This window comes from Flavobacterium aquiphilum (genome assembly GCF_027111335.1).
Lineage (GTDB): Bacteria > Bacteroidota > Bacteroidia > Flavobacteriales > Flavobacteriaceae > Flavobacterium > Flavobacterium aquiphilum.
This window is the reverse complement of record NZ_CP114288.1, coordinates 4,867,315-4,880,465: the sequence shown is the minus strand read 5'-3', so window position 1 is coordinate 4,880,465 and position 13,151 is coordinate 4,867,315. Positions and strand designations below refer to the sequence as shown.

Here is a 13,151-nt window from a genome sequence, read left to right as displayed (position 1 = left end):
ATTTTTTAACATAATTAAGTGTTAATATCAACATCTGTGCCAGTAGTTAAATATTTTTTTAAAATGTTAATATTTTCTTCGTTGATTCTTTTGTCCTACAGAACCAAATAAATCAAACATAAAATCTATCTTTGTAAAAGCCAATGCTTTAAATTAATGTTGCAATGGAGCTAGACCAATATCTTTCTACTATAAATTCTTTATACAAACTCGATATGGTAACCGAATTGTTTGGTAGGAAAATTCCAGTTTTAACCCAGGAAATAATTAATCAAATGGCTAAAAAAACGGGTTTATATTTTGTTTTAACGAAAAATCCCGAAGGAAATGTATGCATGGCGAATAATAAAGAGGTTCGTCCTGAATTTAGGCAGAATTTTTCCGCTGTTGATAGTTTAGATTATATGTATGCGATATTCCATTCTTCAAATTTCAGTTCGGCAGAAAAAGAATCTTTTGGAATGGGTTTTCAATATCCGGGTAATGCCGAAGTCTTTTGGGTATTGACAGAATTAGGTTCGCAACTCAAACAGATTCATTCGCTAAAAAAAATAAAAAGCGATATGTTTATTACAGAATTTAGTGTAAAGGGCAATTGTATCATCAGCAATCCGCATTTTGAAATGTATTCTTCAAAGGAAAAGAATTACGGTCACGTGTATATTAACGAATCACAATTTTTTGAAAATGTTCCTGAAACGACATGGATTTTTACTATTCAAAATCATCAACCAGCCCAAAAATGGCTTGAGAATAAAAAAGGTCAAAAAATGAATCCTGACGACATTATTTATTATCAAAAAATACTATTTGCATTATCAGAAACCGAGCAATTAGTTTCTAAAATAAATGAAATCAAGTTGCAATAGTTGCCAATTTTGAGTTTAATTCTGCATCTTTTTCAATTGTTCCAGATAATCTCTTTTGTTAGATAATCTCGGAATTTTGTGCTGGCCACCCAGTTTGTCGCTTTCTTTTAGCCAATCATAAAACAGTCGTTCCCGGGCAACATTAATCACTAGTGGGTTAAGAGTCATGTTGTTGTAGCGTTTGGCTTCGTAATCAGAATTTAAGGATTGCAGGGTTTCATCGAGTGTTTTTTGAAAAGCCGCAATGTCTTTTGGTTTTTTCTTAAATTCAATCATCCATTCGTGACCGCCTTTTTCTTTGTCTTTCATAAAAATTGGGGCAACGGTATAATCGACTACTTCTGTTTCGGTAATTTGACAGGTTTTGGCAATTGCCTGATCGGTATTTTCGACCATTAACTCTTCACCAAAAACATTGATATGATGTTTGGTTCTTCCCGTAATTCGAATACGATATGGATTTAATGAAGTGAATCGAACGGTGTCTCCAATCAAATAACGCCATAAGCCACCATTGGTAGTAATTACCATAGCATAATTCTTAAACAACTGAACATCGGACAATCGAACGGCTTTTTGATCAGGAGTGCCAAAAGTGTCCATCGGGATGAATTCATAAAAAATTCCATAATCCAGCATTAGCAATAAATCACTGGAATTGTTCAAGTCCTGAATGGCAAAGAACCCTTCAGAAGCATTATAAATTTCGTAGTATTTGAATTGGTTATGTGGCAGAATTTTGTGATATTGTTCCCTGTAAGGGTCAAAACTCACACCTCCGTGGAAATAGACTTCCAGGTTAGGCCAGACTTCCATCAAGTTTGGTTTTCCGGTTTCTTCCAGTATTTTATTCAATAAAACCAGCATCCAGGATGGAACACCGGCAAAACTGGTTACATTTTCATTTATGGTTTCGTTGATGATGGCGCTAAGTTTGGTTTCCCATTCGCTCATCAAAGAAATTTTACTGCTAGGTGTGCTGCTGAATTCTGCCCAAATTGGCATGTTTTCTATCAAAATAGCCGATAAGTCACCAAAAAAAGTATTGTTGTTTTCGTAAATCTGCGAACTTCCTCCTAATCGAAGGCTTTTGCCCACAAACAGCTCTGATTCTTCGTTGTTGTTCAAATACAAACACAATAAATCTTTGCTTCCTTTGTAATGGCAATCTTCCAGTGCTTCGTTACTTACGGGGATGAATTTACTTTTTGCATTGGTAGTTCCGCTGGATTTGGCAAACCATTTTATTGGGGTTTCCCATAACACATTCTGCTCGCCTTTTCTGGTGCGTTCAATATAAGGTTCTAAATCTTCGTATGTCGAAATCGGAATTCTTTCGGTAAAGGTTTTGTATGATTTTATCGATTCATAATCGTATTTTTTGCCAAAAACAGTTTCTTCAGAGGAACGAATTAAATTCATTAACAATTCTTCCTGAACCTCATTTGGATATTTCAGAAAAAGTTCAATCTGGTGAATTCTTTGTTTCAAAAACCAAGAAGCGATGGAATTGATAATTGATAATGGCATAGGTTTGTGATTATTGATTAACGATTTCAGATTTTGATTTTTTCCCTCTTGTACAAAAAGACAATAATTTAAGATTTGAATATCGATATACAAATATTAACTTTGCAATAATACCAAAAATAGTATATTTTTATAAAAAACGGCTTTATTTTTGGGAAAGATTCTATTTAAAGATAGAAATTCAGCAATCTAAAAAACGTTAATCTACAATCAAAAATCTTAGTTTCGGACCTTAAAAATAAAAATTCGAAGTTTAAAATATTGAGCGTAAATCTAAAATCAGAAATCGTAATCTTCAATCTAAAATAATAATGACTTACCAAGGAGTACTTTCTAAAATGCAAACCGAATTTGGGGATCCCATTCAATATTATTTGGTTTTCGAAAACAGTTTTTTGAACATGAATCAGGTGTTGAACAAAGAGTTGGAAATTAACTTCGAGGGTTATCAATGTTTGAATTGCGGTAAAAAGAAAAAAATATTCCGTCAGGGATTTTGTTACGATTGTTTCTATTCAAGTCCCGCAGTAGGTGATTGGATTATGAAACCGGAGTTGAGCACTGCTCATCTTGGAATTGAAGATCGTGATTTGGAATACGAGAAGCAAGTACAGCTACAACCTCACATTGTTTATTTGGCATTGTCGAGTGAAGTAAAAGTAGGGGTGACCCGAAAATCTCAAATGCCTACTCGATGGATTGACCAAGGAGCAAGTCAGGCCATATCCATTGTTGAGGTACCAAATCGTTATTTGGCAGGAATTACCGAGGTGGCACTTAAAAGTCATTATACCGATAAAACCAATTGGCGAAAAATGGTTCAAAATGAATTAGCACATGCTGATCTTGTTGCCGAGCGATCCAAGTTGGAAAGTTTAATCCCCGCTGAGGTGCAGGAGTTTTATCATCCGGATAAAAATGATGTTTACGATATGCATTTTCCGGTATTGCATTACCCAAAAAAAGTCAACAGTCTGAATCTGGATAAAACACCAAATTACAAAGGAAAACTGATGGGAATCAAAGGGCAGTACCTTATTTTTGAAGACGGAACTGTTTTTAATGTTCGAAGCTTTGAGGGATATGTCGTGTCGATTAATTTGTAGAATTCATTAATCTTAACTTGTTAGTTTTTATTGATAGTAAAGCGTTTGTATATAAAACAAAAAGTTGCCCGGGAAAAGGGCAACTTTTTTTAGTTTAAGAAATTTCAATCTGTCTAATTGTATTGTTAGTTGTGTTTTCTCTTTTTGGAATCGTGATATACAAGATACCATCTTTGTATTTTGCTTCAATTCGGTCTTTGTCAACGATATCCTGAGGGAAAGTGAAACTTCTGCGCAGTGACTGATATGAAAATTCTTTTCTGGAATAAACTCCTTCATCAGCGTCTGAGTTTTGAGTACTTTTTTCAGCGGTAATGGTAAGGACATCATTTTCTAGTTCGATTTTGAAGTCTGTTTTTTCCATTCCCGGAGCTATCATTTCAAGAGCATAGGCCTTTGGATTGTCTTTGATGTTAACCGCAGGGATTGAGGTACGGTCATCATAAAAATTTAAATTACCTTCCTTAAATGCATCGCGATTAAAAAAATTGTCAAACAACATTGGCCATGCAGAATTAATTGCCGAGTTACGTTTTACAAGGTTCATAATAACAAAAATTTAAAGTTAATATTAATTTTATAAATGAATACCAAATTTTGTGCCACTGAAAAAAAAATTTCATTTGTAAAACAATCAAAAGCTGACAAATTTTTTATGATGATTTGGTAACCACGTTTGTTTTATGATTTCATAACTTGTTGAATAATAGTTAAAAAAAAGACTCGCATTACGATTACAAAACGAATAAAAATTATAGAAGGTTGATAAAACAATAATATAACTTTCTTGAAATAGTGTAATTAAAAAAGCAACGCGTATAATAATATTTTTCTTTTTATAAACAGCTCAACTGGAACTAGAGGGGTATGAAAAAGATATGGGATTAATGTTAATGAAAGGGATTTCATTTTTGAATTCAGACCTTTAAAAAAAAAAACTAATCAATTAAAAATACCGTCACAATTTATGTTATATGACGGTATTTTTAATTGATTAGTTTTTAAGGTGTTGTAGTTTCAGTGGTTTTTTTCTTTTTAAACAAACCATTAAGTAAATCACCGGCTTTCTTTTTAATGTCCTCTTTTTGGGCATTGGTTTTAGTGGTGTCGGTGTCTGGTTTGGTGTTTTTATTGATTAATTTGTCAAGTTCAGAACCTCCTTTTTTAAGCAATTTATCCGATTGTTGTTTGGCTAATTGCATGGTTAAATTGCTTGCCACCGTTTTCATATCAGTAGATATTTTCGGATTGCTAAAGGTTCCGGTCATCAATGCTGTTACTGGAATGTTCTCGAATTTGGCTGCGTCACTTGGCGACATTTTTGAGATATAGGCATTGATTTCTTTGCCTAGATATTTGGCAGGAACGTTGAATTTGATGTTATAGTTCATGCTTTGGTCAAAACCGTGTGAACCTCCAACAACTGCTTCAATGTCTTGGTATTTGACCGTAAACGGTTTTACATTTACTTTTCCATTTTCAAAAGTAAGAGCCGCTTTGATATCATTAAGATTTATTTTGTTTACATCAATAAATTTCAAATTGGAGCCTAATGCTTTTAACATAGTGGAGCTGTTTGTATTTATGGTTGAAGATAGTAATTGTCCAATCAAATCTCCAGAAATAGATTTTAAGTCCGGGGTCATTTCAACAGCATCAAGATTTCCGTTCAATTTGACGTTGGTATTGATTTTTCCATTGACAACACCCGCAATTGGAGCTATTTTTTTGAACATATCCAATTGAGTGAAACTTTGCTGAATATCAACTTGATTCAAGTTTAAATTCATATCAAATACAGGAGTTTTTGTTTTTGTTGAGACAGAACCACTCAAACCAACTACTCCCCCAAAAATGGATGTTTTTACATTTTCTAAAGTAACTTTCTCATCTTTGATAATCATTTTTCCAGAAGCATTCTTTAATGTTAGGTTGTCATACAAAACGGTATTGGCTTTTGCTGTTAGCGAACAATTTAAGAAAGCCGGTATTTTTAAAGGTTCTTCTTTTTTAGTTTTGGCAGTTGTAGTTTCTGTTTTGCCGGTAGAAGCAGGAGCAGTGCTGGTGGTCATGAAATCATCAACAACCAATTGATTGGAAGTTAAATTGAAGTTTCCTTTCAGTTCTTGTTTGCGGAACATAAAACCATAGAAATTTTCCAAAACCCCTGTTACACTAAGGTCACTTTTCCCGGTTTTGGCATTGAATTGTTTCAAATGAACCTGACTCGGGTTAAATTGAACTAATGCATTACTGATAATCATGTTTTTACCATTGGCATCGGCATAATTAAATCCGGTAAGACCGATAGTTCCTGCATTTTTTATGTTTTGGTACTGACTTTTTTCAACCGAAGCCATATCAAATTTGGTAGTTACATCTGCTTTCAAAATTCCGGTAAGTGGTTTGTCCATTTTTACCGGATAGGCTTTGGTGACATTTGCCAAATTGATGGTTCCTTTCAAAGCAGCATCAATCACTGCATTGGTGCTGATGTTTTTTATATTGGCTTTAGCATTAAATACATCTTGGTCGATTCGGAATGAAAGATTATCAAGATTCACATAGGTGTCATTCATTACCCCAGTTTCGTTTATGATTTTGGTGTCGATGATAATGCTTTGAACCGATTTAGGCAAGTTCGGATATTGGAATGAAGCGTTGTTCGAAGCAATTGCAATGTTGAATTTTGGGACAGTGGTATCCGTAAGCATACCTTTGGCAAATCCATTAACTGTAAAGTCTCCGGTTGTTTTTACGCCGGCCAAACTTGATGAATAAGCCGCAGGAATTAATCCCAAGAAGTTTTTGAATGAAGAAGTTGGGGTTTTGAATTTCAAGTCATAAACTTGTCCAGCATCAACCATTTGAATAAACCCGTCAAATTCCAACGGCAATTGATTGATTAAAGCTTTGTTTTGCTTAAATGTGTATTTGCTTTTCTCCAAATCAATTCCAAGAACAGCGTCCAATGATAGGGCAACATTTCTCATATAATTGATTTTGCCCATGTCAAATGATACTTTGGCTGTTGACTTGGTGTCTAAATCCAATTTTGAGGCATTGAAATCTCCAGTTCCTTCGTGGTTGAGACTGTCGATAACTAATTTTATTTGCGAAGCTTCATCAAAGTATTTGAATTTGAAATTTTCAACTTGGTATTTTTGGATTTTAAAAGACATTGGTTTGCTTTTTTCCTCTTCTTTGGGATTGTTTTCTTTCAAAGCGATGTCAAAATTTCCAACTCCATCTTTATTGAAAATGATATTAATGAAACCGTTTTTAGAAGTGATTCCTTCAATCGCCATAGGTTCTCCTTCACCTTTGAATAATTCTTTTACAGACATATTCAAATTTAATTCGCCCAAAGATACTAGGGTGTCTCCCTCAAAAGGGGCCTTGTTAATAATCAATAATTTATTGAGTGTTACTGTTGCCTTAGGGAAATTTTTGAAAAGACTCAAATCGGCATCCGAAAAGGAAATTTTGGCATCTACTTTCTTGTTGATGGCCTCGGTAATTTTTGCTTTTATTTGATCTTTAAAAAAATAGGGAATGGCAAATAGGGAAGCTGCCATTAAGACCAATACAATTCCGGTGATTTTTAAAATTTTCTTTAACATAATAGAGTAGGTAAATTGGGTTACTTTTTTTACAAAAATAATCGTTTACGGATTAATTGTTTTGTAAAACTTTCATACGAATATAACGTTTGTTTTTCAAAAGGATTATGGAAATGCTATTCTTTAGTTTTATTTTATGATTTTTTAACACGAGGTTTTTTGAAAAAAGAAACCCTTTCGTTTTGATTTGAAAGGGTTTATGATTTGTAGAATTAATGGATTGTAATTTCAAAGGGCATTCGAGCCTGTATTCCTTTTTGCATTTGTATTTTTTTAATTTGCTGCAAAACAAAATAATTTTCTTCGCCCAATTCTTCTTTGATAAGCTCTTCTTTTGATTTAGCGAAAGGTAATTTTTCAAATAATTCGCTAAAATCTTTTTCGTATTCAGGGAAGTTTTGTGTGTAGTAATCTTTGATTTTTGCCAAGGAAGCAGCTTCTTTTATGGCGTCATTTAAATTCCCGATTTTATCAACCAAACCAATTTTTTTGGCTTCAGTCCCTGTCCAAACACGGCCTTGAGCAATTGAATCTACTTGGGCAAAAGTCATTTTTCGTCCTTCGGCAACATGCGTTACAAATGTTTTGTAAACTCTCTCAACACCTTCCAATGTTACAGCTTTGAATTTTTCATTTAAAGGAACGAATGGACTGTATTTTGCATTTTCATTGGTCATTATTTGTTCGGTATTGATCCCGATTTTTGTTGTCAAACGGCTGAAGTTTGGTAAAACCCCAAAAACTCCAATAGAACCAGTAATGGTGTTGCGCTCTGCAAAAATGGTGTTGGCGTTGCACGCAATGTAATAACCTCCTGACGCTGCATAATTACCCATCGATACTACAACTGGTTTTACTTTTTTGGTCAATTCGATTTCTCTCCAAATCAAATCGGATGTCAAGGCACTTCCCCCGGGACTGTCTATACGAAGGACAACAGCTTTGATGTCTTTGTTTTTTCTTGCTTCCTGAAAAGAACGACGCATGGAGCCTTCGCCAATTTCATTGACATCACCTTCACCACCGTGAATTTCACCTTGCGCATAAATCACAGCAATTTGATTGTCTGACTCTGAAATTACGGCAGTTGTTGCTGTTTTTTTTGTGTAATCGGTTATTGATACTTTGTTGTAATCTTCATCTCCCTTTACTTTTAATGCTTTTTTGATGGCATCATGATAAACGTCTTCGTAGGCGATAACGTCAATAAGTTTGTTTTCTTTAGCCATTTCCGGAGTGCGGGCCAATAATCCTGTCGCGATTTCATTCAATCTGGCTGTAGAAATATGACGGCTTTCTGAAATATCCTCAAGAATAGAACTCCAAACGGAATGCAATAAAGCAGTAGTTTGTTCTCTGTTGGCGTCACTCATTTTGTTTTCAAGGAAAGGCTCAACGGCACTTTTGTATTTTCCGTGACGAATGACTTCCATTTTAACTCCTGTTTTTTCCTGTAGATCCTTAAAGAACATTATCTCGGTCGATAGTCCTTTGAAATCAAAATCTCCTGCTGGATTCAAATAAATGGTATTAGCAACGGAGTTTAGATAATAATCCCTTTGTGAATAGTCATTGGCGTAAGCCATAACAAACTTCCCTGATTTTTTGAAATCATTCAAAGCTTCTCTTAGTTCCTTACTTTGAGCCAAGCCTAATGAAGAATCTTGATTTAAGATCGAAATTCCTTTAATATCGCTATCTGTTTTTGCAATAGCTATGGCATTGATGATATCGGATAGTCCAACACTTTTTTTCTCTGAAAAGACATCCATCCAAGGGTCTTTATATTTACCGGCATAATCATTGGAAATATCTTTTAAGTTTAATTCGATAACCGAATTACTTTTGACTTCAACCCCTTCTTCTTCACCAAAAATGGTTCCGATTAAGATTATTCCAAAGAAAAACAACATGAAAAAAATAAAAATACCAATAATGGTAGCCATTACATTCCCTAAAAATCTCATATACAATATTTTTTGATAAGTTGTTAGAAGTGTTTATTTGTTACAGTTAATGCTGAAAATAAATTAAAACACTATGGGCAAATATACTGCTATTCTAAAATTCTTTTGCTTAATTTGTGCCTAATATGGAATTACAGCATCAAGTTATTTTATCCTTGGGGAGCAATCAAGGCAACCGTTTGAAAAACATTGAATTGTGTCTCGAATTGATTCATCAGGAAATTGGAACCATTATAAAAGTTTCTCATTTGTATGAAACTCCTGCTTGGGGTTTTGAAAGTGAGGCGTTTTATAATTGTGCTTTACTTATGCATTCTACGAATTCTGCTCAAAAAATCTTGGAACTTGTTTTGCAGGTAGAAAAAAAGCTGGGGCGTATCCGCAACGAAAATGCGGGTTACCAATCCAGAATAATTGATATTGATTTGATTGCTTTTGATGATGAAATCCTTGAATTGGATCATCTTCAAATTCCGCATCCGCTAATGCAAAACCGAAAATTTGTTTTGTTGCCTGTTCAGGATTTGAGTATAGACTGGGTTCATCCCGTTCTGAAAAAAACAATTCCGGAACTCATTCAGACAACTCCAGATGACAGTATTTGCGAAATAGTCCAAAAGTTAGAACGTCCTTTGGATGGAATAAAATTAAACCAATACAACTACATTGCGATAGAAGGGAATATCGGTGCCGGAAAATCAACCTTGGCGTTAAAAATGGCCGAAGATTTTAATGCCAAGACAGTTTTGGAGCGCTTTGCGGATAATCCATTTTTGCCAAAATTTTATGAAGATCAAAGCCGTTATGCTTTTTCCTTAGAAATGTCTTTTCTGGCCGATAGGTATCAGCAGTTATCCGATGATTTGTCGCAATTTGACTTGTTCAAAGATTTTATTATAGCCGATTATCATATTTTTAAATCTTTGCTTTTTTCAAAAATCACGTTGGAGGAGGACGAGTTCAGATTGTATCGTACGATGTTTGATATTATTTATAAAGAAATGCCAAAGCCCGATTTGTATATTTATCTTTATCAAAATACAAACCGACTGCTGCAAAATATAAAAACCCGAGGCAGAAGTTACGAGCAAGATATCACCGCTGAATACTTGGAAAAAATAAGCAAAGGATATCTGGAATATATAAAAACCCAAACCGATTTGAATGTTTTAATCATCGATATTTCTGATCGTGATTTTGTAAACAAACAAGAGGATTATCTTTTTATTTTAAAATCTATCCAAGAAAAAAGCAACTAGTATTATCTTTTTAAAGAGAAATGGCCTTTCACTTCAGGGCTTTGCGGATCCAATTTTAGCACATACCAATAGTCGGTTGCGGGTAAGGCTCTTTTGTTCAAAGTTCCGTCCCAGCTTCGGTTGTAACTATTGAGTTGGGTAATCAATTTTCCGTAACGGTCAAAAAGTGTAACCTCACCGAGAGGATAATCTGCCAATCCTTTTACTTCCCATACATCATTATATCCATCATTGTTTGGCGTGAAAAACTTAGGAACAATGATAACGATGAAAGTCTTCGTATCGGTCGTACATTGGTTGCGGTCACGAACATAAGCGGTTTGTAATCCACTAGGGGCATTCGTGAATACATTAGAATCTTGATAGTTAAGTCCGTCAATCGAGAATTCAAAATGATTTTCGGCTTTTACCAATTCTATAGTAACTGTTGTATCATCAACTGTTATGTTTTTTATTTCAGGTTTGTTGTTTTCGATAACTGTAATTGTTTTTTTGCTAGTGCAGTTTTGGGGCGCTGGGCTTGTTACATCCACTGTATAAATACCTGTTGTTGAAACAGTAATTGTTTGTGTAGTTTCGCCTGTACTCCAAAGATATTTCATGTTAGGAATCGATGCGTCCAAGGTGATAGAACTGGAGTTGCATTTTTCGACGGTTTGATCAGTGACTGCGGGTAATGGGTATACAATCAATTGGATAGGGACTTTTGTATTGTTAGTACAACCGTTGTTTATGGCTTCGGCATAATAAGTCGTATTACTGTTGATTGTAGGAGTAATATAAGATGTTCCGTTGCCGACAACTGTTCCTCCTATTTGTGAATACCAATTTATTGTTCCAACAGAAGGTGTGGCCATTAATGTAAATAAGCCATGGCCACAATTGGTAACAGGTGAGTTTGTGTTTGTGACTGTTGGTGTAATAATTATTTTGGCCTCTACAGCTGTTCTTTTGCTTGTGCAGTTTGTAGTGGTGGTTTCAACATAATAAGTGGTGGTTGTATTTATTATTGGAGTGGTGAAATTCGATCCAGTTCCCATAAAATTGCCCCCAGTTAAAGAGTCATACCAATTGATTGTCCCAATAGTGGCTGTTGCTTTAAGCGTTACGGTTCCTGCATCACATCTTGATGCTGGTGTTGTACTACTTATTGATGCGACGGTTAATTTAGTACTGGCTGAAAGTTGTAAAACGGGATCTCCGGGAGTTCCTCCATATTCTACAATATATCCTTTGGCTTGGTAACTGCCGCTTGGATTACCTGCTTCTTGTAAATCGTTCCAAGAACCTGGAATTCCAACTCCTGGTGCTGTGATATGGGCATAATCTTCGTCTCCTGCTTGATTGGGTTCACCAGTATTCCAAAAAGCAAAATTGGGAGTTGAGCCATTCGTTAGTCCATTCCAAAAAATGGTACCTGCTTCTGGTCCTGTCATCCATTTCCAAACTCCTTCAGTCTCTGAATCGCTTCCTCCAATCCAGCCTGCTCCAGGTGCTTGTTTTCCTGCTAATTGAGCTTCATCTGCTGCTGTAAGCGTAGCTAAATAGCCTTTAAGTCCATAATAGGTTCTAATGTCAGCTGCGGCTCTTGCATTTGTCCAGCTAATGCCTAAACTTGGCACGTATTCGTAATAATGGCCGTTTCTGGGTAAATAATTGGCTTGTCCAATACTGATTGAGAAATTTTTGATTCCAGAAGGGGTTGCTGATGAACTGCTGAATTGAATGTCCTTTATGGCGTTCTCAAAATCGATATAAGTTACCGGGATTCCTGTGGGGCTTTTTAGTGTCAGTTTGCCTTCAGTTGAACTCCAGCTACTTGTGATTGTGGTATGGGATAAAGCATTATTAAGAGTTAATATATCTTCTCCATTGACATAACCCGATGAAATCTGAATATAAACAGCATCAGTACCGGAGTCGTCAGGGTCAGTAATGGTTATAGAGGTTACAATATTGATATTACTTAAAGGGCAATAAGCCTGATCTCCCGTTGCGGTTATTGTTGGGGCAACATTGGCAAGAAAATAATTTGATTTTATAAATCCTTTTTTTGGAGGATTGAGGTTAGGTGTTGCATTACTATAATTAAAAAATAAAAATGCAAAAAGTAATACTATGTTTATGTGGGGGATAGTTTTCATTTTATAAAAATAAACTTTTAAATCAAAATGCAAAACTTTGTTTAGAAGTTTATTAGATAAAATGATTAGTTAAAAATTGAATTGTTTGAACAGATCCCAAACCACAATTCCGGCGCTTACCGAAATATTCAGCGAGTGTTTTGTTCCCAATTGCGGAATTTCGATGCAGCCGTCACATAAAGCTACGGCTTCCTGAGCAACGCCATAAACTTCATTTCCGAATATTAGAGCATATTTTTGGTTTTTATCTACTTTGAAATCTTGTAGAAAATAAGCACTTTCTACCTGTTCGATGGCAAGAGTAATTACATTTTCTTCTTTTAAATTTGAAATAACTTCCAGTATATTTTCATGATGTTCCCATGCGACTGTTTCGGTTGCTCCCAAAGCAGTTTTGTGGATTTCCTTATTTGGGGGAGTGGCGGTGATGCCGCAAAGGATTATTTTTTCGATTAAAAATGCATCAGCGGTTCTAAAAACAGAACCAATATTGTGTAAACTGCGGATATCGTCCAAAACTAAAATCAAAGGTGTCTTTTCGGATTTTTTGAAATCTTCAATTGATTTTCTTTCTAGTTCGCTGTTTTCAAGTTTTCTCATTGTTTTGGTAATTGCTTTTATAAAAAAAGCTTCCCAAAAAATCAGGAAGCCTT

The 13,151-nt window shown here is 35.0% G+C and carries 9 protein-coding genes; 3 read left to right on the top strand and 6 right to left on the bottom strand.

The window, feature by feature from the left end:
* Nucleotides 1-164 precede the first annotated feature (164 nt).
* The gene (locus OZP12_RS19835; protein WP_281226820.1) at nt 165-869 is read left to right on the top strand and encodes a type ISP restriction/modification enzyme; all 705 of its coding nucleotides are present in this window, start codon (nt 165-167) and stop codon (nt 867-869) included.
* A 15-nt stretch (nt 870-884) separates the two neighbouring features.
* Here OZP12_RS19835 and OZP12_RS19830 read toward each other — a convergent pair whose 3' ends face one another.
* The gene (locus tag OZP12_RS19830) at nt 885-2,399 is read right to left on the bottom strand and encodes a GH3 auxin-responsive promoter family protein (RefSeq protein ID WP_281226819.1); all 1,515 of its coding nucleotides are present in this window, start codon (nt 2,397-2,399) and stop codon (nt 885-887) included.
* Nucleotides 2,400-2,710: 311 nt separating this feature from the next.
* Here OZP12_RS19830 and OZP12_RS19825 point away from each other — a divergent pair, with 311 nt between their 5' ends.
* Nucleotides 2,711-3,505 (top strand): DUF2797 domain-containing protein, encoded by a 795-nt coding sequence (locus OZP12_RS19825; protein ID WP_281226818.1) that lies wholly within the window; start codon nt 2,711-2,713, stop codon nt 3,503-3,505.
* Nucleotides 3,506-3,599: 94 nt separating this feature from the next.
* Here OZP12_RS19825 and OZP12_RS19820 read toward each other — a convergent pair whose 3' ends face one another.
* The 3 genes from OZP12_RS19820 to sppA all read right to left on the bottom strand — a co-directional run bounded on the left by OZP12_RS19820 (nt 3,600) and on the right by sppA (nt 9,095).
* Nucleotides 3,600-4,052, bottom strand: a complete 453-nt coding sequence (locus tag OZP12_RS19820) for an Hsp20/alpha crystallin family protein (RefSeq protein ID WP_281226817.1) — start codon at nt 4,050-4,052, stop codon at nt 3,600-3,602.
* A gap of 454 nt (nt 4,053-4,506) precedes the next feature.
* A complete protein-coding gene (locus tag OZP12_RS19815) occupies nt 4,507-7,128 on the bottom strand; it encodes an AsmA family protein (protein WP_281226816.1) in 2,622 nt (873 codons plus the stop codon).
* Nucleotides 7,129-7,340: 212 nt separating this feature from the next.
* Nucleotides 7,341-9,095: a signal peptide peptidase SppA gene (sppA, locus tag OZP12_RS19810; protein ID WP_281226815.1), complete on the bottom strand. Its 1,755-nt coding sequence runs from the start codon at nt 9,093-9,095 to the stop codon at nt 7,341-7,343.
* Nucleotides 9,096-9,220: 125 nt separating this feature from the next.
* Between sppA and folK the strand changes: the two genes are divergently transcribed.
* The gene (folK, locus tag OZP12_RS19805; protein WP_281226814.1) at nt 9,221-10,354 is read left to right on the top strand and encodes a 2-amino-4-hydroxy-6-hydroxymethyldihydropteridine diphosphokinase; all 1,134 of its coding nucleotides are present in this window, start codon (nt 9,221-9,223) and stop codon (nt 10,352-10,354) included.
* 2 nt (nt 10,355-10,356) lie between these two features.
* Here folK and OZP12_RS19800 read toward each other — a convergent pair whose 3' ends face one another.
* Entirely contained in the window at nt 10,357-12,498 is a 2,142-nt protein-coding gene (locus OZP12_RS19800; RefSeq protein ID WP_281226812.1) for a T9SS type B sorting domain-containing protein, read from the bottom strand.
* Nucleotides 12,499-12,567: 69 nt separating this feature from the next.
* Nucleotides 12,568-13,098, bottom strand: coding sequence for an RNA methyltransferase (locus OZP12_RS19795; protein ID WP_281226811.1), 531 nt, complete (start codon nt 13,096-13,098; stop codon nt 12,568-12,570).
* Nucleotides 13,099-13,151 lie beyond the last annotated feature (53 nt).

Excerpts from the sequence above, each read along its gene's own strand:
- OZP12_RS19835 (WP_281226820.1), top strand. The coding sequence starts at position 165 with ATGGAGCTAGACCAATATCTTTCTACTATAAATTCTTTATACAAACTC.
- OZP12_RS19830 (WP_281226819.1), bottom strand. The coding sequence starts at position 2,399 with ATGCCATTATCAATTATCAATTCCATCGCTTCTTGGTTTTTGAAACAA.
- OZP12_RS19825 (WP_281226818.1), top strand. The coding sequence starts at position 2,711 with ATGACTTACCAAGGAGTACTTTCTAAAATGCAAACCGAATTTGGGGAT.
- OZP12_RS19820 (WP_281226817.1), bottom strand. The coding sequence starts at position 4,052 with ATGAACCTTGTAAAACGTAACTCGGCAATTAATTCTGCATGGCCAATG.
- OZP12_RS19815 (WP_281226816.1), bottom strand. The coding sequence starts at position 7,128 with ATGTTAAAGAAAATTTTAAAAATCACCGGAATTGTATTGGTCTTAATG.
- sppA (WP_281226815.1), bottom strand. The coding sequence starts at position 9,095 with ATGAGATTTTTAGGGAATGTAATGGCTACCATTATTGGTATTTTTATT.
- folK (WP_281226814.1), top strand. The coding sequence starts at position 9,221 with ATGGAATTACAGCATCAAGTTATTTTATCCTTGGGGAGCAATCAAGGC.
- OZP12_RS19800 (WP_281226812.1), bottom strand. The coding sequence starts at position 12,498 with ATGAAAACTATCCCCCACATAAACATAGTATTACTTTTTGCATTTTTA.
- OZP12_RS19795 (WP_281226811.1), bottom strand. The coding sequence starts at position 13,098 with ATGAGAAAACTTGAAAACAGCGAACTAGAAAGAAAATCAATTGAAGAT.